The sequence below is a fragment of the Ottowia sp. oral taxon 894 genome (assembly GCF_001262075.1).
In the GTDB taxonomy this organism is placed as follows: domain Bacteria; phylum Pseudomonadota; class Gammaproteobacteria; order Burkholderiales; family Burkholderiaceae_C; genus Ottowia; species Ottowia massiliensis.
This window is the reverse complement of the sequence record NZ_CP012073.1, coordinates 210,987-232,630: the sequence shown is the minus strand read 5'-3', so window position 1 is coordinate 232,630 and position 21,644 is coordinate 210,987. Positions and strand designations below refer to the sequence as shown.

22 protein-coding genes are annotated in these 21,644 nt (G+C 64.2%); 9 read left to right on the top strand and 13 right to left on the bottom strand.

Going from position 1 to position 21,644, the window contains the following annotated elements; translation table 11 throughout:
* Positions 1-120 precede the first annotated feature (120 nt).
* Complete coding sequence (locus tag ADJ79_RS15545; protein ID WP_256381502.1) at positions 121-243, top strand: hypothetical protein; 123 nt, start codon at positions 121-123, stop codon at positions 241-243.
* A gap of 50 nt (positions 244-293) precedes the next feature.
* Here the strand turns inward: ADJ79_RS15545 and ADJ79_RS12850 are convergent, their stop codons facing one another.
* Positions 294-797 (bottom strand): tetratricopeptide repeat protein, encoded by a 504-nt coding sequence (locus ADJ79_RS12850; RefSeq protein ID WP_082202756.1) that lies wholly within the window; start codon positions 795-797, stop codon positions 294-296.
* A 439-nt stretch (positions 798-1,236) separates the two neighbouring features.
* Between ADJ79_RS12850 and ADJ79_RS00955 the strand changes: the two genes are divergently transcribed.
* Entirely contained in the window at positions 1,237-2,643 is a 1,407-nt protein-coding gene (locus ADJ79_RS00955; protein WP_082202755.1) for a YihY family inner membrane protein, read from the top strand.
* Between the two features lie 154 nt (positions 2,644-2,797).
* Here the strand turns inward: ADJ79_RS00955 and ADJ79_RS00950 are convergent, their stop codons facing one another.
* Positions 2,798-3,529: an SDR family oxidoreductase gene (locus ADJ79_RS00950; RefSeq protein ID WP_050714390.1), complete on the bottom strand. Its 732-nt coding sequence runs from the start codon at positions 3,527-3,529 to the stop codon at positions 2,798-2,800.
* A gap of 191 nt (positions 3,530-3,720) precedes the next feature.
* Positions 3,721-4,017, bottom strand: a complete 297-nt coding sequence (locus ADJ79_RS00945; protein ID WP_256381536.1) for a DUF2834 domain-containing protein — start codon at positions 4,015-4,017, stop codon at positions 3,721-3,723.
* Positions 4,018-4,137: 120 nt separating this feature from the next.
* Between ADJ79_RS00945 and ADJ79_RS00940 the strand changes: the two genes are divergently transcribed.
* The gene (locus tag ADJ79_RS00940) at positions 4,138-4,776 is read left to right on the top strand and encodes a bifunctional adenosylcobinamide kinase/adenosylcobinamide-phosphate guanylyltransferase (RefSeq protein WP_050714388.1); all 639 of its coding nucleotides are present in this window, start codon (positions 4,138-4,140) and stop codon (positions 4,774-4,776) included.
* A gap of 154 nt (positions 4,777-4,930) precedes the next feature.
* Positions 4,931-5,914, top strand: a complete 984-nt coding sequence (locus ADJ79_RS00935) for an ABC transporter substrate-binding protein (RefSeq protein ID WP_050714387.1) — start codon at positions 4,931-4,933, stop codon at positions 5,912-5,914.
* 125 nt (positions 5,915-6,039) lie between these two features.
* Here ADJ79_RS00935 and ADJ79_RS14905 read toward each other — a convergent pair whose 3' ends face one another.
* Entirely contained in the window at positions 6,040-6,204 is a 165-nt protein-coding gene (locus ADJ79_RS14905) for a hypothetical protein (protein ID WP_172673981.1), read from the bottom strand.
* Between ADJ79_RS14905 and ADJ79_RS00930 the strand changes: the two genes are divergently transcribed.
* Both ADJ79_RS00930 and ADJ79_RS00925 read left to right on the top strand, forming a co-directional pair.
* Entirely contained in the window at positions 6,169-7,221 is a 1,053-nt protein-coding gene (locus ADJ79_RS00930) for an NADH-dependent flavin oxidoreductase (protein ID WP_253273911.1), read from the top strand. The two genes, ADJ79_RS14905 and ADJ79_RS00930, sit on opposite strands and share 36 nt — an antisense overlap.
* A complete protein-coding gene (locus ADJ79_RS00925; protein WP_156303934.1) occupies positions 7,167-8,330 on the top strand; it encodes a DUF1176 domain-containing protein in 1,164 nt (387 codons plus the stop codon). Before ADJ79_RS00930 ends, ADJ79_RS00925 begins: the two co-directional genes overlap by 55 nt.
* Before the next feature lie 327 nt (positions 8,331-8,657).
* Here ADJ79_RS00925 and ADJ79_RS00920 read toward each other — a convergent pair whose 3' ends face one another.
* From ADJ79_RS00920 to ADJ79_RS00905, 4 genes are all read right to left on the bottom strand, one after another.
* Positions 8,658-9,785: a M48 family metalloprotease gene (locus ADJ79_RS00920; RefSeq protein ID WP_050714385.1), complete on the bottom strand. Its 1,128-nt coding sequence runs from the start codon at positions 9,783-9,785 to the stop codon at positions 8,658-8,660.
* Between the two features lie 77 nt (positions 9,786-9,862).
* Positions 9,863-10,345 carry a hypothetical protein gene (locus ADJ79_RS00915; RefSeq protein ID WP_050714384.1) on the bottom strand — a complete coding sequence of 161 codons (483 nt, stop codon included), beginning with the start codon at positions 10,343-10,345 and terminating at the stop codon, positions 9,863-9,865.
* A 66-nt stretch (positions 10,346-10,411) separates the two neighbouring features.
* Positions 10,412-10,999, bottom strand: a complete 588-nt coding sequence (locus ADJ79_RS00910) for a LemA family protein (protein WP_050716316.1) — start codon at positions 10,997-10,999, stop codon at positions 10,412-10,414.
* A gap of 119 nt (positions 11,000-11,118) precedes the next feature.
* Complete coding sequence (locus tag ADJ79_RS00905; RefSeq protein WP_050714383.1) at positions 11,119-12,111, bottom strand: hypothetical protein; 993 nt, start codon at positions 12,109-12,111, stop codon at positions 11,119-11,121.
* 352 nt (positions 12,112-12,463) lie between these two features.
* Here ADJ79_RS00905 and ADJ79_RS00900 point away from each other — a divergent pair, with 352 nt between their 5' ends.
* Positions 12,464-14,728, top strand: coding sequence for a M48 family metallopeptidase (locus ADJ79_RS00900; protein ID WP_050714382.1), 2,265 nt, complete (start codon positions 12,464-12,466; stop codon positions 14,726-14,728).
* Positions 14,729-15,125: 397 nt separating this feature from the next.
* Here ADJ79_RS00900 and rplS read toward each other — a convergent pair whose 3' ends face one another.
* The 5 genes from rplS to ADJ79_RS00875 all read right to left on the bottom strand — a co-directional run bounded on the left by rplS (position 15,126) and on the right by ADJ79_RS00875 (position 19,835).
* Positions 15,126-15,515 carry a 50S ribosomal protein L19 gene (rplS, locus tag ADJ79_RS00895; RefSeq protein ID WP_050714381.1) on the bottom strand — a complete coding sequence of 130 codons (390 nt, stop codon included), beginning with the start codon at positions 15,513-15,515 and terminating at the stop codon, positions 15,126-15,128.
* Between the two features lie 158 nt (positions 15,516-15,673).
* Entirely contained in the window at positions 15,674-17,182 is a 1,509-nt protein-coding gene (locus tag ADJ79_RS00890) for a tripartite tricarboxylate transporter permease (RefSeq protein ID WP_050714380.1), read from the bottom strand.
* A 76-nt stretch (positions 17,183-17,258) separates the two neighbouring features.
* Positions 17,259-17,747, bottom strand: coding sequence for a tripartite tricarboxylate transporter TctB family protein (locus tag ADJ79_RS00885; protein WP_050714379.1), 489 nt, complete (start codon positions 17,745-17,747; stop codon positions 17,259-17,261).
* Positions 17,748-17,923: 176 nt separating this feature from the next.
* On the bottom strand, positions 17,924-19,336 hold the full coding sequence (locus ADJ79_RS00880; RefSeq protein ID WP_050714378.1) for an FAD-binding oxidoreductase: 1,413 nt from the start codon (positions 19,334-19,336) through the stop codon (positions 17,924-17,926).
* Between the two features lie 46 nt (positions 19,337-19,382).
* Positions 19,383-19,835, bottom strand: a complete 453-nt coding sequence (locus ADJ79_RS00875) for a DUF2069 domain-containing protein (protein WP_050714377.1) — start codon at positions 19,833-19,835, stop codon at positions 19,383-19,385.
* A gap of 332 nt (positions 19,836-20,167) precedes the next feature.
* Here ADJ79_RS00875 and ADJ79_RS13710 point away from each other — a divergent pair, with 332 nt between their 5' ends.
* On the top strand, positions 20,168-20,344 hold the full coding sequence (locus tag ADJ79_RS13710; protein WP_156303932.1) for a hypothetical protein: 177 nt from the start codon (positions 20,168-20,170) through the stop codon (positions 20,342-20,344).
* Positions 20,345-20,670: 326 nt separating this feature from the next.
* Entirely contained in the window at positions 20,671-21,588 is a 918-nt protein-coding gene (gene hemC, locus ADJ79_RS00870) for a hydroxymethylbilane synthase (RefSeq protein ID WP_253273840.1), read from the top strand.
* Positions 21,589-21,644: the final 56 nt, after the last annotated feature.

Here is a 21,644-nt window from a genome sequence, read left to right as displayed (position 1 = left end):
CACACACCCGTTGCTTCAAGACAAGGCGAATTGAATTGCCTGCGCGAATGATGAATAAACGCTCTGAATACCGAATGGCATTCAGGCACATTGTCATCCGGTTTCCCTCTTTTTTGATTCATGCCCCTGTTCCACGGAGCAATCAACCATGCTTTGAAAAGAACAATCAAGCGTGAAAAAAATTCACCTGCATGCATCATGCAAGGCGATAAATATTATCTTCCAATTATTCGCTTTGCATGAAGCGGCTGAAACGTATTGTTCGGCGAACAGTCTGGAATGAAAAATAATGTTCAATGAGAACCGGCCCTTGCCATCAAACTTCGCTTGCCAACAAGAGTACGATCAATATACCGCTTGATTTCCCTTGCCTGCTCATCCGTCAAACATTCTTGCCCGAGCACTGCCAAAAAATATCTGACTGATCTGCGGGAAGGTATATGCCTGGATGGCGCGCGTGCATATAAAATGCCCAGCTCATACGCCGCGTCAAAATCGCCCAACGCATATGCTTTCTTGAACCAGAACCTGGCTAATCTCTTTCGCCCAGCATTTTTGTAAACAAGGCCGAGATTAAAGCATGCGACAAAATATCCTTTGCTTGCAGCCAGGCGATACCATTGAATGGCAAGCCTGCGGTTTTTTTTCACGCCCCGCCCATGATCATACAAGAAACCAATGCTATTCAATGAATCTGGTCCTCCGTCTTGTGCATCCTGCATGAAAAGGCGAAATGCTTTATCTGCATCTCCACAATCCAGCGCCTTATTGGCCGCATCAAACAAAGAAGTATTCATTCCGGTCGCTCCTGATGCAAACTGTTTTCTTCTGCTTTCGTGAATGATCAAACCCGGACTGCCTTGTTTTTTTGTCTTTCCCGGTTTGACGGCCGGTTCAAATATTCCTGAAATTTGTCAGGTGCGGCCATGCGATGTTTGCATGGATTATCTGTATGTCGCCCTGAAGAACCTTTTGCTGCTCCCTTTTCACCCCCGCTGCCCATGGCAAACGGAAAAACAGCTGGCGGATGCTCTGCAAGACGGGTAGCGGCAAGGCCTGAGCCAGGAGCAGGCAAAGGAAGACGAGGGACGAGCTTTGCTCTTTCTTTGCTCCTTAACTGATAGCTGCAAGTCCTAGTGCAAACTGCGCAATAGGCGTTTTTCTGCCCTTTGAATTTGCTCCTCTTCTTGAGTCGGCCCGGCCCTGTGAGCAGGCGCTCAGGCATCATGCCCGGCCATGACGGAACGCGCTGCTCTTTCCCGCTGGCTTTTTTTCTTGCCGCGCAGGCTGGCCTGGCATTTCATGAATCCGGCGGCTTCGCCTGTGCTGGCGGCCTGGCGCGTGCTGATGCGGCGCTGCGCGCAGGAGCGGCTGGGCGTGACGGCCGGCTCGCTGACTTTCACCACGGTGCTGGCGCTGGTGCCGCTGGCGGTGGTGGCGCTGTCGCTTTTCACGGCTTTTCCTTCGTTTGAGCGGCTGCGGCTGGCGCTGCAAGAGTGGCTGGCGGGCAACCTGATTCCGGCCGGCATTGCCCAGAGCGTGCTGGAGAACCTGACGGCTTTTGCGGGCAAGGCCAGCCAGCTTGGCGCGGCGGGGCTGGCGGTGCTGGTGTTCACTTCGCTGTCGCTGATGCTCACCATTGACCACGCGCTGGGGGGCATTTGGCGCGTGCCGCGCCCGCGCCCGCTGGGGCAGCGCCTGCTGGTGTATTGGGCGGCGCTGACGCTGGGGCCGCTGCTGCTGGGCGCCAGCCTGGCGATTACGAGCTATGTGATGTCGCAATCCGGCGCGTGGCTGGCCTGGCTGCCGCAGGAGGCGGGGGTGGCCCGGCATGCCCAGCAGGGCGCCGTGGCGGCGCTGCGCGCTTTGCAGCTGCTGCTGCCGATGGGCGGGCTGGCGCTGCTGTACCACTATGTGCCCAATACGGCCGTGCTTTGGCGGCACGCGCTGGCGGGCGGCGCTTTTGCCGCGCTGGGGCTAGCCGCACTGCGCTGGGGCATGGGGCTGTATCTGGCGCAGGCGCCCAGCTATTCGCTCATTTACGGCGCTTTCGCCGCCGTGCCGCTGCTGCTGCTGTGGATGCATCTTTCGTGGTTCATCGTGCTTTTGGGTGCGGTGCTTGCGGCCAGCCTGCCTTTGTTGCAGGAGGCGGCAGGCGCGGCCCGCGCGCGCTTGCGCTGCGGCCAGACGCCAGGCTGGCCTTTCCAGTTGGCCGCTGAAGCCTTGCAGCAGCTGGCCGCCGCCCGCGACACGCCCGCGCATGGCCTCACGCTGATGGAGCTGGCCGCCGCTTTGCGCGCCGATCCGCTGCAATTGCCGCCCGTGCTGCAAACCTTGCAGGAGCTGGGCTGGACGGGGCAGCTGAGCGCGCAGGGCGCCTGCCCGCTGCCGCGCTACGTGCTGCTGGCCGATCCGGCGCGCACGCCGCTGGCGCCGCTGGTGGAGCGCCTGTTGCTGGCCCCGCCGCAGGCTGGCGCCGGTGCGCCGCTGGATGCCTCGCCAGACGCCCCGCCCGCCTTGCCCGCGCTGTGGCGGCACTGGCGGGCGCTGAAGTTGCTGGATTTGCTGGAGCCGGGCCGAGCGGCTGGCAGGGCCGCTTGGGCAGCGGAGCAGCATGCGCGGGGCGCATCGCCCGGGCCATAGCCCGCCAGCGGGTGGTCTGTGCGCGGCAGGCGGCTGCCGCAAGGCGGGCATACCCGGCGGCGGCTGCGCCACTATGCTTTGCGCCCTTGTTTGGTTTAAAGGCAGCCTGAAAGGAGGGAAATCCGTTTTCAGGCTGCCGTGCGAATGAACGGGGTTATTCGTTGCGCAAAATGCGGTAGGCGGCGGATGGGGCGAGGCGCAGCAGCCATTTGAGCAGGCGTATTTTGCCGATGCAGGTCTCGGCGCGACCGCTTTCAATGGCGCGGACGACTGCATCAGCGACCGCTTCGGGACTGAGCTTGCCGCTGCCGCGTCCGGCGGTCATGCGGGTGTCAACCAGGGGCGGCACGATTTCCTGTACGCGGATGTGTGGCGCGGCGGCTTCCGTTTGGTAGCGCAGGGCGCGGGTGAAGTTGTGCAGTCCTGCCTTGGCAGCGCAGTAAACGGGGGCGCTTTTTTTCGGCGCGAGGGCAAGGCCGGTGGTGATGTTGACCACGGCGGCCTGCGGCTGGCGAGCCAGCACAGGCAGCAGCGCGGCGGTCAGGGCAACGGGGGCTTCAAGGTTGACCGCCAGCTCCTGTGCGAGGTTTTGCAGCAGGGCTGCGCGTTCGCCGCCGACAAAATCAAGCGTGTGCTGCACGGCGGCGTTGTTGATTAAAACGGCGGTATCGGGATGTTCCTCGCGCACCCATGCGGCCAGCGCGTCGCGTTCGGCGGGCAGGGATAAATCGCAGCGGCGGAAGGTAATGCCGCCTGGCAGCGGTTCCGGCAGGTGGCGGGCGCAGGTCAGCACGTGTGCGCCGCGACGGTGCAGGGCTTTTGCCAGGGCGGCACCGATGCCGCTGCTGCCGCCGGTAAGAAGGATTTTTTTGTCGGTCAGGTTCATGTGGTTCTCCGTTAAGCGTGGTGGAAGAGCCTGTTTTTCAGGCTGCCTTTGGTTTAGAGCCTTGCAGCTTGGGTCTTGTAGCGATACTCACAAAGTTCTGTACGGCGAAGCGGCGCAACGCTGTATGAAGCTTTCGGTGGATGGCTATAAATGCCCGACCTGCACGGCTGAAAAAATACTTCGGCCACAACTCACTCAATTTTTTCATTGGCCGCTATCTCACGAAAAAGTAAAAACAGCGGGAGCGCGAAAGAGATGCCGATTAACAAGCACAAAACAGACCACATCATCCATGCTTTTCCTGCCTTTAAGGATTCTGAAACCACGAAGGCAATAAAAACCAGCACGGACACTATCACGTCAAGCGCAAAAAAGGTGCTGATATGGCTATAAAACAATTCATTGAAGAACAAGCCCGCATCAACCCCATTTTCCAAAAGGAAAAAGCAAAACGGGGTCAAAGGAAGCAAAGCACCCAAAAAACTCAGCAGAGCGTATAGAGCGAATCAAGGAAAAGTTGTGGAAACAGATAATAGTGGCGGCCTGCACTGCCCAACGCGGTGTAGAGCGCAGCCGCATCTTGAGCCGTATATCCGCCCGAACGCATAATGTCATCTTCCCCATCGCCTTCTTCGCCTCGCCTTTCAGATGTTTTCGCGCGCGCCCATCTGGTGCTGGGCGGCCAGAAAAGCGGCAAATCCCGCTGGGCCGAAGAGGCGGCGGCCCGCTGGCTGGCGGCAGACTGCGCCCATGAAGCCGTGCTGCTGGCCACCGCCTGGCCGCACGGGCCGGAAATGCGCGAGCGCATCGCCCGCCACCAGCGCGAGCGCGCCGGGCGGGCGCCGGGCATGCGCACGCAAGAAGCCTGGCGCGATCTGCCCGCAGCCATTGCTGGCGCAGGCGGCGAGCGAACCCTGCGCGTGGTGGACTGCCTCACGCTCTGGCTCACGCAAATCATGCTGCCGCCGCCGGGCATGCCCGCCTTGCGGCAGCCGCCTGACGCCTTTCTGGCCGCGCCCGCCGCCCCGGCCTGGCAGGCGCAGGCTGCCTGGCTGCTGGACGCCGCGCGGGCCTGCCCCGGCCCGCTGGTGCTGGTGAGCAATGAAATCGGGCTGGGCGTCATCCCCCTGGGGCGCGAGACGCGCGCGTTTGCCGACGCCCTGGGCTGGCTCAACCAGCAGGCCGCCGCCTGCTGCGAGCGCGTGACCTTCATGGCCGCCGGGCTGCCCCTGCACCTCAAGGCATGAGCGCGCGGCGGCAAGCGAAGGCGCGCGAAGCTGGCAGGCATGAAAGAGCGCTGATTCAGCTCCTTGATCAATAGCGTGATGTCCTAGTGGAAACTGCGCGAACAGCCTTTTCACACCCCTTGAATTCGCTCCTTTTTTTGATGAAAGAAATGCCATGATTTCTGAACCTCGCTTGCCAGCCGCTGCGCCTTGCACTGGCGGCCCCAATCTGGCTTGGCTGGCCCGTCTGGCCCGTCTGGCCGCCGTGGCGCTGCTGCTGGCCGGCGCAAGCGGGCTGGCGCAGGCGGCGCAGGGCTACGAAGCGCGGGATGACCGCGGCCAGCTCCTGCGCTTTGCCGCGCCGCCGCAGCGCGTGGTGAGCCTGCTGCCATCCATCACCGAAAGCATTTGCGCACTGGGCGCGTGCCAGCGCCTGGCAGGGGTGGACCGCTACGCCAACTGGCCCGCCAGCGTGCAGGCGCTGCCGCGCGTGGGCGGCGGGCAAGACCCGGACGTGGAGGCCATTCTGGCGCTCAAGCCCGATCTGGTTTTCATGGCCGCAGGCTCGCGCGCCGCGCCGCGCCTGCAAGCGCTGGGCCTGCGCGTGGCGCAGCTCGACACCCGCACGCAGGCCGACGTGCGCCGCGTGCTGCACACGCTGGCGGCCATGCTGGCGCTGCCCGGCGGGCAGGCCGAGCAGACATGGCAATCCATTGAAAACGCGGTGGATGAAGCCGCGCGCGGCATGCCCGCGCAGGCCCGTGGCGCGAGCGTGTTCTTTGAAGTCAGCAGCGGCCCCTACGCAGCGGGCGAAAGCTCCTTCATCGGCGAAACGCTCCAGCGCCTGGGCGTGCGCAACGTAGTGGGCGCCGCGCTAGGCCCCTTCCCGCACCTCAACCCCGAATACGTGCTCGAACACCGCCCCGACGTGCTGATGGCCACCAGCCGCAGCCAGCTGGTCGCGCAGCCCTACCCCGGCTGGGAAAAGCTGCCCGCCTGGCGCGAAGGGCGCCTTTGCATCTTCAACGCCGAAGAAACCGACACCCTCATCCGCCCCGGCCCCCGCATGGCCGAGGCCGCCCGCCTCATGGCCCGCTGCCTGGCCGAAAAAGCGCCGCGCGCAAGCCCTGGCCAGGCCCGCGCAACGCCCCGGCCCTGAAGCGTTTGAATATCTGACGGCCCCGCGAGCGCTTTGCGGCCCGCCGTTTTCAGGGCGCGCTCCGCGCCGTTCGACCATTTATCTGGCCATTTGAAACCGGAAAACGCACAATACGCCAAGGCCGGTTATTGCACGGCGGCGCGAAAAACCGCCCGCCCGGCGAACCGGAAAAACGCGCCATTTTCAGCAACCTCTGCCCCAAAACTGCCATGAAAAACCTTTTTCAGCCTTTCACCTTCAATAACGGCGTTGAAATTCCAAACCGCCTGGCCGTGGCGCCGATGACCCATTTTGCTTCCACGCCGCAAGGGCGCATCAGCGAAGAAGAGCGCCTGTTTCTGCAAGGGCGCGCCAGTGGTTTCGGCCTTTTCATCGCTGCTGCCACGCTGGTTTCGCCCGAAGGCCAATCCTTTGAAGGCGAGCCTTATGCCATCAGCGCCGCCGATGTGCCCAGCCTGAGCGAAGTCGCGAAAATCATTCAGGCCCAGGGCGCCAAAGCCATTTTGCAATTGCACCACGGCGGCAAACTGGCGGAAAAGCATTTGATTGGCAGCCTGGACAAAATCGCTCCCAGCGACGACAGCGCCACCGGCTCGCGCGCCATGACAGAGGCGGAAATCGCCCGCGTCATCGCCGCATTCGGCCACGCCGCCGAATGGGCCATTCAGGCCGGATTTGACGGCGTGGAAATTCACGGCGCCAATGGCTATCTTTTGCAGCAGTTTTATTCCGGCCACAGCAACCGCCGTGCTGACGAATGGGGCCAAAACCGCCTGCGCTTTCCCCTGGCCGTGACGGACGCCGTGCTGGCCGCGCGCGAAAAGCACCGCCGCCCCGGCTTCATCATCGGCTACCGCTTCTCGCCCGAAGAGCCGCAAGAAAACGGCATCACCATGACCGAAACCTTCGCGCTGGTGGACGCGCTTGTGCAAAAGCCGCTGCAATACCTGCACGTTTCCCTGCACGACTTTTTCAGCTGCGCCCGCCGTGGCGCAGACAGCCAGCGCATGCGCGTGGATTTGCTGCACCAGCATATTGGCGGCAAACTGCCCCTCATGGCCGTAGGCGGCCTGCTGACCGCTGCGCAAATTGAAAAAGCCTGGGCCACCGGCGCGGCGGAACTGATCGCGCTGGGCCGCGCCGTTTTGCTCAATTCCAATATGGCCGAACTGCTGAAAAGCGGCGAATATGACCGCATTGAAACCGAGCTGGACCCCGCGCAAAAAGCCAAATACCGCTATCCCGAAAACCTGTGGAAACGCAATATGCAGAATGCGGGATTTCTGCCCAAAGTCAAGGGAGCGTGAAAATCATGCACAGGCATGCCCGTTTTTGGTTTTTTGCGCTGCTTGTTTGCCTGCTGGCCGCCCGTGCAGCCGGCGCCGCTGAAACCGCCGGCCCCAAGCCCGCCGATTTATGGACGGGCGACTGGCTGACCGTTTGCGATAACACGGGCAGCTGCCGCACGGCAGGCTACAACGCTAATGGCGCTGAACGCCTCATTACCTTGTCTTTTTATCGCAAGGCAGGCGCCCAAGCCAAGGTTGCAGGCCTCTGGTTTGCCATTTATCGCGGCAGCGACGAGCCATTGCCTGAAGGCGGCAGTTTGCGGATTGACGGCAAACCGCTCACTCGCAATGAAATACTCACGCCGCAGGAAATTGCCGCGCTGCTCGAGGCACTCAAGCGCGGCAGCAGCATCACTTGGGCGGCTGAGGGCGGGCCAGTCTGGCAGCTTTCCAACAATGGCGCGCTTGCTGCCCTGCGCTTCATGGACGATTACCAGCAACGCAGCGGCACGCCATCCGCGCTCATTGACAAAGGCCACTCGCGGCGCCCCGTGCGAGCGCCTGCCGCCGTGCCCAAAATTCAGGCGGCGGCTGCCACGGCCACGGAGCAAAGGCGCGTGCTGGCGCATTCCGATCCGCAATTTGCCGCCTTGCGCGAAATGCTGGAAAAAAAGGAAAACGCGAATAAATGGGGGCTGGATGGGTGCGATGTGTTCATTCACGACGAATGGCGGACCATCACGCTTGACCCTCTGACTTCCAATCTCACGCTGGCAGAAATTCCCTGCGCGCATACGGGTTTCAACAGCCATAATGCCTATGCCGTGCTGACTCGCGATCTGAATCACGTTGTGGACGTAATTGACAGCCATATCACTAACGATTATGGGCTTGACGAACAAGGCGTTTTGACCATTACCGGATACTGGAAAGAAACGGCCCCGGGCGATGGGCAATCATGGGAAACCTGGGTGTGGACAGGCAGGCGTTTTGTTCTGGCCAGCAAAAGCAACAGCGGCATGGCGCGCGGTTTTGACGGATTTGCCGGTATTCCGCCTTTGGAATTTACGCAGTACACCAGCCAGGTGTTGCCGCCCAAAAAGAAACGCCGCTCAGGAAAACCGTAAAGGCCGCATATTCGGATGGTTTGAGGGTCGCACATTCAGCCGGGAGCGGCAGCGCCTGCTGGCGGGAGCGCCATTCACTCCCCGCCTTGGCCGGTTTCCGCCGGGCCAATGCCGGCATCTCACGGGAAAAGCCGCGTCCATGCCCTCGCATGAAAGCCGCCTTGCGCGCCAGCCTGATGCGGCATCTGACGGCCACGCCCGCCGGGAGCATCACATCAGAATCAGGAGCAAATCCAAGGGGGTTGAAATGCCGCTTCGCGCAATATCCACTAGGACATCATGCTATTGAATAAGGAGCGAATATGAGCCGGTCTGCTTTGCCGGCGCCTACCAGGCGTGGGGCGGCAGCTCAATGACGGGTTCGCCTGTGCGCTGGTCGATGAGCGGCAGGGGCAGGGGGCTGCGGGGGCGGCCATAGATGCGGCGGATGCGCTCGGGCAGCGGCGGGTGCGTGGCAAGAAAGCGGCCCAGGCGGCCCGGGTTTTCGGGGGTGGGCCACTGGCCGTCGTCGGCCACCAGAAAGAGGTGGGAAGCGCGGCTGAGCCGCAGCAGCGGGCGGGCCAGGGGGCGCCGGGCGGCGGCTTCCTGTTGCTGGGTGAGGATTTTGCGCAGGGTGCGGCCCAGGCCGTCGGCCTGGCGCGTCCATTGCACGGCGCGGGCGTCGGCCAGGTATTCGCGCTCGCGCGAGACGGCTGCTTGCAGGATGTGGCCGGCCAGCCAGCCCAGCCAGCCTACGGCCATGATGATGGGGCCGAAAACAAGGCCGAGCGCGGCCAGCGGCGTCTGGAAGGTGCGCAGCTGCCAGCGCCAGTCTTCGTTGCGCCGCTCGTCGTCCGCCTCTGGTTCAGGGATGAGGCTGCGGCCAAAGTCCCACACCATTTCCAGGCCGGCCACCATGCCCATCAGGCGCATGTTCAGGGCGGTGTCGCCTTCTTTGAAGTGGCTGCATTCATGGGCGATGAGGCCCATGAGTTCGTCGCGCGTGAGGCGCTCGAGCGCGCCATCGGTGACGGTGACGGCCCAGTCCAGCGGCGTGGTGCCGGTGGCAAAGGCGTTGATGCCTTCATGGCGCGGCAGCACCATGACGGCGGGTGCGGGCATGTGCGCGGCAATGCAGATTTCGCCGACGATGTTCACCAGCCGCTGCTCGGCAAAGCGCGTGCCCGGCTGCGCGCGGCGCGCGCCCAGCTTTTCGGCCAGGCGCACGCCGTGGCGGCAGTTGCTGCTTTCAATCCACCAGCCGCCCAGAATGAGCAGCAGCGTCAGCCCGATGTTGATGGGCATGAAGCCCAGCGGATACGCGGCGTAATGGGGGGCGAACGCATTCCAGATGACCCACGGCAGCGACAGCGCCAGGTTCATGCCCACGGCGGTGGCCGCCACCGCCAGCGCGAAAGCCCATGAGAGCTGGCGGGAACGGGTGCGGGCGTCGGCTTGCTGGTCAAAAAAGCGCATGTTTTCTGAAATCAGATGGAGATGGCTGGATAAAACCGCTGCAAATCACCTTGTTTAATATGCAGCACGGATGGCGCTTATTTTTCCAGGCTTCTTGAGACGAAAATACTGACGCGATGCTGGCTCATGTCGAAATTGACGTTTCTCGCCTCTATTGAAACTCTGGTTTCGGGGCACGCCAAGCGCCATTTTCCGGGTTTGAGAAGCAGTGTTTTGATCCAGATTCCCTTGCTGTTCATTCCCGTGGATGTTTCGAGAAGATTGATGTCGTGCCGCTCGGTCACGCCATGGGACGAAAAGGAAAGCGTGGCATTTCCCGCAATGGCCTTGCTGAAGTTCGCGAAATCAGCCACGGGAAGCGGAGGAGCAATCTCGAAGCCAATTTCCATTGCATGAAAGCGGTTGCATGGAACTTCAAATTCTGCCCGGAACCCGTTTTTGAAAATGGAAGGCTCGTGCATTTCTTTTTCCCTGAGTTCAGAAAAGAACAGAAAACCCAGGGCCAGCGCAGGCGCCAGGATCAATATCATGGCGCAGAGCATTTGCTTTTTTGTTTTCATGAACAGGGCTGCATGCCAATGGCAAATAGCGGGCCGGAGTGGCCCGCTTTGCGGCTTGGGCCGCGTTCAGAAGGCCACGCGCGGCGCGGCGCGTTCGGCTTCGCTGGCGGTGGATTCCAGCGGTGCGGCGGGGGCGAAGCCGGTCAGGCGGGCGAGCAGCACATCAGGGAAAGCCTGCACGGCGTTGTTCAGGTCAAGCACGGCGTCGTTGTAGGCCTGGCGGGCGAAGCCGATGCGGTTTTCGGTGCTGGTGATTTCCTCGCTCAGCTCGCGCATGTTCTGGTCGGCTTTGAGCGCGGGGTAGCTTTCAGAGACGGCCAGCAGGCGGCCTACCTGCCCCATGAGCGCCTGCTCGGCCACGGCCAGCGCGCCGATGGCCGCCGCGTTGCCCGGGTTGGCGCGCGCTGCCGTCACGGCCCCCTGCGCCTGCCCGCGCGCCTGGATGACGGCGATGAGCGTGGCGTTTTCATGTTCCATGTACTTGCGGGCGACTTCCACCAGGTTGGGAATGAGGTCGTGGCGGCGCTTGAGCTGCACGTCAATCTGCCCGAAGGCATTGGCGATGCGGTTGCGCAGCTCCACCATGCGGTTGTAGGCGCGCACGGCCCACAGCAGCACGCCTGCAATCAGCGCGCACACGATGATGAGACCCATGAAAGAAACCGGCATGGCGTTTTTCCCTTTCTGGCAATGGAGGTTGGAAGGTTTGCAAATGTATCAAATAAGCGGCCATGTTATGTCTGATTCTGGCTTTTCGTGTCGCTTTTTTTTGCTTATCCCAAGGGCAGGGCGCAGGTGGCGCGGCTGAGTTCGTCGTGCCAGTCCAGCACGGGACGGACGTTGATATCGATCTGTCCGGCGCCCAGCGTTTCGATGAAGGCGCAGGCGGCCCAGGCGCTGGCCGTTTGCTCGTAGCGGGCGATCCAGGCGTCGCGCTCGGCCTGCCTGCCGGGGGCGATGGGCCATGCCCGGCTCCCGTTCCGGATGCGGGCATTGATGCCGATGCGCCAGGGCTTGGCCGTGACGCGGGCGCGAAAGCACTGTTGCAACAGGCACATGCGCTGATAGACCGGATCAACCCGCACGGCTTTGAACAGCTCCTGAACGGCGGGATCGCCGGGCGTGAAGGTGCGGTGCGTGGCCAGCAGGCGCAGGCCCGCCGGTGTTTGGTAGAGGCGCAGGCTCCAGTCCGGGCGGGCTGAGGCGAAGCGGCGAATTCTTTCCAGTGAGGCGCGGCGCGCGGCGGCGGGGCGATGGCGCCAGCGCTGCCAGCGTGCGTAAATCCATGCGGATAGCAGCAGCGCGCACGAGATGTAAAAGGGCTGCGGCGAGCGCGGCGGCTTGCAGGCTGGGGAGAGCAGCCAGCAAAGCGCGCAAAGCAGCGTGACCAGGGCCAGCAGCGCGATCAGGCAGCCGATGCCGTAGCCGGTGTATTGGGCATCGTCCACGTCGGCAAACAGCACGTCGGGCGTGTTGATGCAGTGCGCGCCATAGCTGTTGCGCGTGAGCACGGCGCTGCCGTGGCGGGCCAGCACTTCCTCGCAGATGGGCAGGCCCTGCGCGCCGTTGTAGCCGGGGTGGTTTTCATGGGCGCTGGCCTGGCCTTGCGCGTAGGCGGCCAGCGCCTGCCGCAGGCGCTCTTGCGCGTGCGCTTCGGCGGCCTGCTGGCTGTCGTCAGACCAGCCCCAGCGGCGCACGGTGACGGTGTGGCGCCAGCGGTTTTGGGCGGGGGCGGAGGCGCTGGCCCAGTATTTCGGAATCAGCATGGCGGGTGAAGGCAGGCGAGGCAGGTTTCAGAATGTGACGATTGTGATGCTGCCAGCGGAGCAGTCCAGGCGCCCAGTCCAGACGCCTCGTCTGCCCCAGAGAAAAACCGCCTTGCAGCCCATCCCGATCCGCACTTGCGCCCCTTGCGGCCCGATCATGTGCAGGACCCCATTGCGCGCAGGCTTTGGGTGAAGGCGCAACGGAGCCGTTCTGGAGGCTCTTTGCCGCTGGATGCGCAACGAGGGTTTGCCATGGATAAAAGAGCAGGCGAATTCCTTGCATGGCCAAACCAGCGGCTGGCCGTTGTGCCCGCAGCCTTTGCCCGGAACGGCGCTGCCGCTCTGTTATGGCTTGTATTCGTTTGCAACAATCGCGCGCTTTGGCTCGTCCGGTTTTGCGGCTGTCCCGCCCGTCACGGTCATTGGCTTTTTTCCGCTGCCCTGCCAGCGCCTGCCCCGTATGTTCCAGTACCTGTTAGACCTGCTGTTCAAGTTTCTGCAAAACCTGCCGCGCATTGTTCGCGTATTGCTGTGGGCGGTGGCGCTGCCTCTGGCCGTGGCGGCTGTAGGGGCGTGGCAGCTGGCGCTGTATCCCGATGGGCAGGCCCAGCGGCAGGAAGAAATCCGCCAGCTGGAAGGTATTCAGGCCGATTTGCAGGCTGCGCTGCAAGCCCGCCCCGCCGCCCCGCTGCTGGCAGAGGTGACTGACGAACAGCAGGTAGGGCAGGCCGCGCAAATGCAGGTGGAACGCCGCCTGCAACGCCTGCGCGAGGAGGCGGCGGCCGCGCCTGACGGCGATGAGCGCGCAGTCCGCCTGGTGCGGCTTGCGGCGCAGGTGACGGTGGCCGCAGGCGTGGCGGCGGCGCTGTGGGGCGGCCTGGGCATTTGGGTGGCGCGCCGCTCGGGGCGGCGGGCCATGCGCTCGCGTGACGAATTGATCAGCGCCTTTTCACGCTGGCGGCATGGGCTAGGGCGCTATCTGGGGCTGCTGCTCGCACTGCTGGCGTTGGCCCTGGTGGCGCTGTTGGTAGCGCGCGCGGCCGCCATGTGGGCGGCGCTGGCGGGTGACGGCGCGGCGCGGAGCCATATGCGGGGCGGCGTCTGGATGTTGCTGCTGGTGGCCTTTGCCGCCCTGGGCGCGCTGGCGGCTCTGTGGCGGCTGCGGCATGCCATGCCGGAGGCCGATGAACCGGGCGAAGTGCTGGGCATGCTGCTTTCGCATGGGCAGGCGCCCGGTTTGTGGCGGCACGTGACCGACTTGGCCCGCCGCGTGGGCACCGCGCCGCCCGATCACATGGTGCTGGGCATGACCGAAAGCTTTTACGTCACCTGCGCCCGCCAGCGCGTGATGCCCGGCGGGCAGCTGCTGGAGGGCCGCACGCTGCATCTGCCGCTGACTTACCTGAGCTTGCTGCGGCGTGATGAGACGGATGCCATCCTCGCCCACGAGCTGGGCCATTTTCTGGGGGAAGACAGCGCCTACAGCGTCCGCTTTGCACCCATGTACGCCAGCATGATGCACGCTCTCGACAGCGTGGCCGACGGCGATGAGGACCGGATTTCCTGGGGCTGCATCTCTGCCGTCATCTTTGGCGAATACGTTCTGGAGAGCTTTCACCGTGCCGTAAGCCACTGGAGCCGCGTGCGCGAGTTGCAGGCCGACGCTGTCAGCGCCCGCGTGGCCGGCCCCGAAGCCGCAGCCCGCGCGCTGGTGCATGTGAGCGCGCTGGAGCCGGTGGTGTATGAACGCCTGAGCGCCATTGCCCGCCGCCCCGCCGAGGCCGGGCAAGACCTCATCGCCATGCTTCAGGCCGACGTGCAGGCCCACCCCTTGCAGGCGCATGACCTTGACGCCGAAGCCGCCACCAGCCACCCCTTTGACAGCCACCCGCCCACGCTGGAGCGCCTGCGCGCCCTTGGCGCTCTGCCAGAAGGCAGCGGCAGCGCCAGCGCTCTGCCCGCGCTGGCCGCGCCCGATGCCGACTCGCTTGCCTGGGTGCGTTCCCTGTTTGCCGACAGCGACGCCGTGCAGCGCCAGCTGCTGCAAGACTTCAAAACTGACGCCGCCATGCACAACGAAGAAAGGCGCCGTGAACTGACCGAAATCCGTGACCAGGTGCATGGCGAGGTCATCGTGCACGAGGGGCGCTTTTTTCTGGGGCTGACCGCGTTCATCACCCTGGGTCTGGGCGCTGCCGTTTGCGCCTGCGTCATGCACCGCGCCTGGCATGCCGCATTGGGGCTGCTGGCCGCCTGCGCCTTTTTCGCCTTCATGACCCGCTGGTTCTGGCTGCGCTGCCGCCACCCGGTGATGACCCTGACGCCCGCCGCCTTGCTTTTGCCCGGCCTGGCCGCGCCCCTGGCGTGGGGCGATATTGAAGATTTCAGCGCTCAAGACATCGGCAACTTCTTCACCATCACCTTCCAGCTCACTTCCGAAGCCGCCTTGCCCGTCCGCCAGCACGGCAACTATCAGCGCTTGAGCGTGAAGGCCAAAAAACGCAGCGTCATTGCACAAATGTCCAGCCCCAGAGGCCTGAAAAGACAGCGGCTGCTCGACTTGCTCGTTATCTACTTGCGCGCCTGGCATGCCAGTGAGGCGCTCAGGCAGATGTGAGCGTCCGCGCGCTTGCGGGCCGGTTGCGAACAGGTTCTGAAAACCGGCTCTTGCGGCTTGCCCATCAGCTGCCCCGGCTGGCGGCGGCGCAGCGGCGTCTCCAGTTCGCTTCCCGCCCGCCAGGCTGCATCAAAGACAGGAGCAAATTCAAGGGGGCAAAAATCCCATTTCGCGCAGTTTCCACTAGGACCTCATGCTACGAATACAGTAGCGAAAATAAGCGTCTGCCAGCGGCGCTTGCACGAACGGATTGCGAACGGATTCCCGGAATGCGGCGACGGTGATGCCGCCAGCGGGGCAGCCCAGACGCCTTGTCTGGCTCAAATAAAAACCGCCTTGCAGACGGCGAATCTGCAAGGCGGCTGATGAGAAGGCGGCAAGGCCGCCCGTGTGTCGGTCAGGCTTCGGCCTTGGCCTGCTGCTTGGCCACGCGGCTGGGCAGCTTTTCCTTGATGCGGGCGCTCTTGCCGCTGCGGCTGCGCAGGTAGTACAGCTTGGCGCGGCGCACGTCGCCACGGCGCTTGACTTCAATGCTGGCAATCAGCGGGCTGTAGGTCTGGAACGTGCGTTCCACGCCTTCGCCGCTGGAAATCTTGCGCACGATGAAGCTGCTGTTCAGGCCGCGGTTGCGCTTGGCGATGACCACGCCTTCATAGGCCTGGGCGCGCTTGCGGTTGCCTTCCACCACGTTCACGTTCACCACCACGGTGTCGCCGGGGGCGAAGTCAGGAATTTGCTTGCCGAGACGCTCGATTTCTTCTTTTTCGAGCTGTTGAATCAGGTTCATGAAAGTCCTCGTTTTCCGATCATGCTCACGCTACGCTAAAGGCGGCAACCCTGGGGGAAAGGACTCCCGCAGGGCCTGGGGTTCCGTGCCGCGGCTGGCAGAGGATCGCAAAGCCCGCCATTATAGCCAGCGCGGATGGTTGAGGCGCAGGCACCCGGCTACTCTTCGACGAAGGCTTCTTCGCGCTTTTTGCGGATGGCTGGCAGCAGCACGACAGCCAGCAGCGAGGCGGCGGCGGCCAGCAGCGCGGCGGAAATGGGGTGCGTGACAAACACGCTCCAGTCTCCGCGCGAGAGCAGCAGGGCGCGGCGCAGGTTCTCTTCCATCATCTGCCCCAGGATCAGGCCCAGCAGCAGCGGCGCCGGCTCCATGCCGAGCTTGATGAACACGTAGCCGATGATGCCGAACCAGCCCAGCAGCCACACGTCCCAGGTGTTGTTGTTGAGCGAGTAAACGCCGATGGCGCAAAACAGCACGATGGCCGGAAACAGCCAGCGGTAGGGCACTTTCAGCAGCCGCACCCAGATGCCGATGAGCGGCAGATTGAGGATGACCAGCATCAGATTGCCGATCCACATGCTGGCGACCAGGCCCCAGAAGAGATCCGGGTTGCCCGTCATCACCTGTGGGCCGGGCTGAATGTCGTGAATGGTCATGGCGCCCACCATCAGCGCCATCACGGCATTGGGCGGAATGCCCAGAATCAGCAGCGGAATGAAGGATGTTTGCGAGCCTGCGTTGTTGGCCGACTCCGGCGCGGTCACGCCACGGATGTTGCCCTGGCCGAAGGGCACCTCTCCCGGGCGCAGGCGCGTTTTCTTTTCGACGGTGTAGGCGGCAAAGGCCGAGAGCATGGCGCCGCCGCCGGGCAGCACGCCCAGCGCCGCGCCCAGCGCCGTGCCGCGCAGCATGGCGGGCATCATCAGGCGGAAGTCTTCCCGGGTGGGATACACGTGTTCCAGTTTGCCCGTGAAGACTTCGCGTTTTTCAGTGTGCGAGAGGTTGGAGATGATTTCGCCATAGCCGAAGATGCCCATGGCAATCACGATGAAGCTGATGCCGTCGCTCAGCTCCGGCACGTCGAACGTGTAGCGCATCACGCCCGAATTCACGTCCGTGCCCACCATGCCCAGCAGCAGGCCCAGAACGACCATGCCCACGGCCTTGAGCAGCGAACCGGAGGCCAGCACCACCGCGCCGACCAGCCCCAGCACCAGCAGCGAGAAGTATTCGGCCGCGCCGAACTTGAAAGCCAGCTCCGCCAGCGGCGCCGCGAAAGCCGCCAGCGTGAGCGTGCCCACGCAGCCGGCGAAAAACGAGCCAATGGCCGCCGCCGACAGCGCCGGCCCCGCGCGCCCGCGCCGCGCCATCTGGTAGCCGTCAATCACCGTGACCACGGACGAGGCTTCGCCCGGCAGGTTCACCAGAATGGCCGTGGTGGAGCCGCCGTACTGCGCGCCGTAGTAAATGCCCGCCAGCATGATCAGCGCCGCCGTGGGCGGCAGCCCGTAAGTGGCGGGCAGCAGCATGGCAATGGTGGAAACCGGCCCAATGCCGGGCAGCACGCCAATGAGCGTGCCCAGCAGGCAGCCCACCAGCGCGTACAGCAGGTTTTCAACCGTGAAGGCGACGGAAAAGCCCAGCGACAGGTGCCCTTGCAGTTCCATCAGGGCGGGGGCGAAACCCGCCGCCCACTGACTCAGAGTTTCCATTTTTCTTGTTGTTGCGGCTATCGGGGCCTGATCACCCGGAAATGAAAGCGGGCCAAACCTGGAACGGCAGCTTCAGCCCCACGACGAAAGCGCCCCAGCAACCCAGCGCCAGGACGGTGGCCAGCGCCAGCGATTCCTTCAGGCGCGATTCGCGGCTGGCCAGCGACGCCACCAGCACCAGCGCGTACACCGCAGCGATCAGGCCCATCGGCGGCAATCCCAGCCAGGGCGCGCCGCCCAGCAGCACGCCAAACAGCACGTTGGCCAGCGTCACGAAAAACAGCGGCCGCCAGGCCCAGCGCCCGACCGGCTCGCCGTCGGCGGTCTCAATGACCAGCGCCTTGAAGGCGATCACGGCTCCCAGCGCCGCCAGCAGCGCGCCCAGCGCCATGGGAAAGTAGCCCGGCCCCATGCGCGCCGTGCCGCCCAGTTCGTAATCCGTGGCGCCCCATGCAAAGCCCAGGCCAATGGCGATGAACAGCAAGCCGGCGAAAAAATCCTTCTGGCTTTTGATGAGCACGGCTCTCTTCTCCTCGCTCGTGTGTGAATGAATGGGGGCGATTGTTGCCAGCCGCATGAATGTTTTTCTTGTGGATGCCACCTATGAATTCATAAGCAGTGGCGCATCGCGCGCCCTGCCGGAAGGGAGGGGGCGGCGGACGGGCAGCGCCGCGCCAGCCGTCCGCAGCAGCCCTTTCAAGCCAGCACGCGGCCCGGGTTCATGATGTTTTGCGGGTCCAGCGCGCCCTTGATGGCGCGCATCAAATCCAGCGCCACGGCGGGCTTGTAATGCGGCAGCGTGTGCGCCTTGAGGCTGCCCACGCCGTGCTCGGCGCTGATGGAGCCGCCGTGCGCCTTCACGCTGCCATAGACGATGTCGTTGATGCGCTCTTCTTGCGTGCGCAGGAATTCGGCGGCATCCGCGCCTTCGGGCGCCTGCACGTTGTAGTGCAGGTTGCCATCGCCCAAGTGGCCGAAATCGACCAGGCGCACGCCCGGTATGGCCTGGGTGAGCAGCGCGTCGGTGGCTTGCACGAATTCGGGAATGCGCGAGATGGGAATGCTGATGTCGTGCTTGATGTTCAGCCCCTCGGCGGCTTGCGCCAGCGGCACGCTTTCGCGGATGTGCCACAGGTTCTTGGCTTGCGCCAGGCTTTCGGCCACCACGGCGTCGCTCACGCAGCCCGCTTCCAGCGCGGCTTCCAGCAGGGCCTCAAAGCGCGCGCGGGCGTGGGCCTCGCTCTCGTCGTCGGAGTTTTCCAGCAGCACGCACCAGGGGCTGCCCTGCCACAAGGGCACGCGCAGCTGCGGGTAGTGCCGGTCCACCAGCTGGAGCGCAAATTGGCACATGGCCTCAAAGCCGGTCAGGCTGGAGCCGAGAAACTTTTGCGCCAGCCCCAGCAAATCAACGGCGGCGGCAATCGATGGCACGGCGGCCCAGGCCGTCAGCCGCGCGGCAGGCAGCGGATAGAGCTTGAGCGTGGCGGCCGTGATCAGCCCCAGCGTGCCTTCGCTGCCGATGTAGAGGTTGCGCAAGTCATAGCCCGTGTTGTCCTTGCGCAGGCCTGTCAGGCCGTTCCAGATGTCGCCTTGCGGCGTGACCACTTCCAGCCCCAGGCACAGCTCGCGCGCGTTGCCGTAGCGCAGCACTTGCGTGCCGCCCGCGTTGGCGGCCAGATTGCCGCCGATGGTGCAGCTGCCTTCGGCCGCCAGGCTCAGGGGAAAGAGCAGGCCTGCGTCACGCGCGGCTTGCTGCACGTTTTGCAGCACGCAGCCGGCTTCGGCGGTCATGGTGAGATTGGCCGCGTCAATGCCGCGCACGGCATTCAGGCGCGTGGTGGAAAGCACGACCTGGCGGCCGCTGGCATCGGGCACGGAGCCGACCACCAGCCCCGTGTTGCCCCCCTGCGGCACGATGGCCACGCCATGCGCGGCGCACGCGCGCACGCAAGCGGCCGCCTCCGCCGTGCTGCCGGGGCGCAGCACGGCCAGCGCCTTGCCGCGCATGCGCTGGCGCCAGTCCTGCTCCCAGGCCGAAAGATCGCCTTCAGTGAGCACGTGTTCGGCGCCAATGGCGCTGCGAAAAGTATCGAGAACAGGATGGGACATGAATATCTGGCTATTTGCAGTGGGAGAAAAAAGGAAAGGCTGATTTTCAAGCGCCCGCCGCTTCCTGCCTGGCGGTCTGCATGGCCTGCGCAGCCAGCCGGCCCGCCTTCAGCCGCGCCCGGATGTGCAGCACGCACGCGGCAAACAGCCCCAGGCACAGCAGCACCTCGCCCAGCGCCAGCCAGCGCGCAGGCGCGCCTTCTGTCGTGGCGCGCACCACGCCTTCGGTGAAATACAGCCACAAAAACAGGCTCACCCAGCGGTAGGTATAGAGCCGGTAGCGCCACAGCCCGCCCAGCGGCAGCAGCACGGGCAGCGCCTTCAGCGCCACCCACGAGCCGCCTGGCCGCAGCGGGGCCAGCCACAGCTCCCAGGCCAGCGCCAGCAGCGCCAGCGCCAGCACGCAGGCCACGGCGGCAGCGCGCGTGGCGCGCGCGGCAGGCGAAGGCCGGGCGGGGCAGGGCGCGCAAGCTGGCAAAGGAGCGGAAACAGCGGTCATGACAAGGCGGCGGGCATCATACCGGCCTGCATTGATGCGTGGATGGACAGTCTGGCCGCACCCGGATGGGCAGGCACAGACGCCAGGGCCAGCAGCGCAAGAAGAGTGGAATAGCCCCAAAAAAATAGAGCAAATCCAGAAGGCCAAAAAAGGCTTCTGCGCCCGTTCCACTAGGACCTCATGCTATCGATACAGAAGCAAAATAAGCTTTCCCCATCCTGGGTAAACAGCTTCTGCAACCCGCCCTTTTCGACATACCGCTGCCTGGCGCGCCACGCTGCTCTGGGCGCAAGCCGCGCTGGCCCGCTGGCTGAATGGCGGCCCCGGCAGCAATGACAAATCAGATGCGGCATGAAAGATTGAAGCAATGGCTGCCGCGAATTTCAGAAAGTTTTGTCGCGCGCATGACGCTGGCGGCTTTGATTGATGAGCTGGCCTCGTTGCCTCTGCGCATCCGGCACAGTCTTTCGCCTGACAATGGTTTTACCCGCCTGGCTGCACGTCATTAACCAATTGAATTTCACTGCTTTCACAAAACGCCGGAAAACAGCCGGCGCCCATGCGAAATAAACCCCATATTGATGCATGCGGACACCTTTGGTGGCGCTGTCGATGATTCAAAAAGAGCAGCGTTTATAAAAAAGGCTCTTGCACCCTTGATTGACGCCAGCCCTGGAGCCAGACGGCAAAGCAAAGCGGGTTTTTGAAGGGGGCAGACCGGCGTGGAAAACGGCGCGGAAAACGGCGCGGAAACGGCGCGGACAGGGGCGCGAGGCTTTCCGGCGCCAAGCCTTCCGATAATCGCCCGCTTCGCCACTCGAACATGCCGCGCACCATGCTCCTCACCATTGCCACCCGCGAAAGCCGCCTGGCCTTATGGCAGGCCGAACACGTCAAAACGCTGCTCCAGCAGCAAGGGCATGCGGCCGCCCTGCTGGGCATGACCACGCGCGGCGACCAGATTCTGGACGTGGCGCTGAGCAAAGTCGGCGGCAAGGGCCTGTTCGTGAAAGAGCTGGAAACGGCGCTGCATGAAGGCCGCGCCGATCTGGCCGTGCACTCGCTCAAAGATGTGCCCATGGAGCTGCCGCCCGGCTTCGCGCTGGCCTGCGTGATGCGGCGCGAAGACCCGCGCGATGCCTGGGTGTCGCCCGGCTGCGCCAGCCTGGAGGAGCTGCCGCCGGGCGCGGCCGTTGGCACTTCCAGCCTGCGCCGCACCGTGCTGCTGCGCGCGCGGCTGGCGGCGCTGGGGCGGGCTGACGTGCGCATTGAGCCGCTGCGCGGCAACCTGGACACGCGCCTTCGCAAGCTGGACGAAGGGCGCTACGCCGCCATCGTGCTGGCTGCCGCCGGCCTCAAGCGCCTGGGGCTGGGCGGGCGCATCCGCCGCCTTTTTTCTACTGACGAAATGCTGCCTGCCGCTGGGCAGGGCGCTTTGGGTATCGAAATTTGCGAAGGCCGCGCTGATGTGCAAGCCGCGCTGGCACCGCTGGCGGATCAGGCCACCTGGCTGGCCGTGGAGGCCGAGCGCGCCGTCAGCCGCGCCTTGGGCGGCAGTTGCTCCATGCCGCTGGCCGCCCATGCCACGCTGGAAGGCGGCGCCATGCGCCTGCTCGCCGCCTGGGGCGATCCGCAGGGACAGCCGCGCCTGGTGACCGCGCAAGGCAGCGCCGCCGTCGCCACGCAGGCCGAAGCGCGCGCCCTGGGCCAGCGCGTGGCGGCCGATTTGCAAGCGGGCGGCGCCAGGCCCTGAAAGCCTGCTCAACGTCAGGCCGTAGGGGCAAAAAGCGCGGCCTCAGGCGGCCTGCG

Coding starts and splice junctions, on each gene's coding strand:
- ADJ79_RS15545 (WP_256381502.1), top strand. CDS start 121: ATGCCCCTGTTCCACGGAGCAATCAACCATGCTTTGAAAAGAACAATC.
- ADJ79_RS12850 (WP_082202756.1), bottom strand. CDS start 797: ATGAATACTTCTTTGTTTGATGCGGCCAATAAGGCGCTGGATTGTGGA.
- ADJ79_RS00955 (WP_082202755.1), top strand. CDS start 1,237: ATGACGGAACGCGCTGCTCTTTCCCGCTGGCTTTTTTTCTTGCCGCGC.
- ADJ79_RS00950 (WP_050714390.1), bottom strand. CDS start 3,529: ATGAACCTGACCGACAAAAAAATCCTTCTTACCGGCGGCAGCAGCGGC.
- ADJ79_RS00940 (WP_050714388.1), top strand. CDS start 4,138: ATGTCATCTTCCCCATCGCCTTCTTCGCCTCGCCTTTCAGATGTTTTC.
- ADJ79_RS00935 (WP_050714387.1), top strand. CDS start 4,931: ATGATTTCTGAACCTCGCTTGCCAGCCGCTGCGCCTTGCACTGGCGGC.
- ADJ79_RS14905 (WP_172673981.1), bottom strand. CDS start 6,204: ATGGGTCATCGGCGCCACGGCCAGGCGGTTTGGAATTTCAACGCCGTT.
- ADJ79_RS00920 (WP_050714385.1), bottom strand. CDS start 9,785: ATGCGCTTTTTTGACCAGCAAGCCGACGCCCGCACCCGTTCCCGCCAG.
- ADJ79_RS00915 (WP_050714384.1), bottom strand. CDS start 10,345: ATGAAAACAAAAAAGCAAATGCTCTGCGCCATGATATTGATCCTGGCG.
- ADJ79_RS00910 (WP_050716316.1), bottom strand. CDS start 10,999: ATGGGTCTCATCATCGTGTGCGCGCTGATTGCAGGCGTGCTGCTGTGG.
- ADJ79_RS00905 (WP_050714383.1), bottom strand. CDS start 12,111: ATGCTGATTCCGAAATACTGGGCCAGCGCCTCCGCCCCCGCCCAAAAC.
- rplS (WP_050714381.1), bottom strand. CDS start 15,515: ATGAACCTGATTCAACAGCTCGAAAAAGAAGAAATCGAGCGTCTCGGC.
- ADJ79_RS00890 (WP_050714380.1), bottom strand. CDS start 17,182: ATGGAACTGCAAGGGCACCTGTCGCTGGGCTTTTCCGTCGCCTTCACG.
- ADJ79_RS00880 (WP_050714378.1), bottom strand. CDS start 19,336: ATGTCCCATCCTGTTCTCGATACTTTTCGCAGCGCCATTGGCGCCGAA.
- ADJ79_RS00875 (WP_050714377.1), bottom strand. CDS start 19,835: ATGACCGCTGTTTCCGCTCCTTTGCCAGCTTGCGCGCCCTGCCCCGCC.
- ADJ79_RS13710 (WP_156303932.1), top strand. CDS start 20,168: ATGACAAATCAGATGCGGCATGAAAGATTGAAGCAATGGCTGCCGCGA.
- hemC (WP_253273840.1), top strand. CDS start 20,671: ATGCTCCTCACCATTGCCACCCGCGAAAGCCGCCTGGCCTTATGGCAG.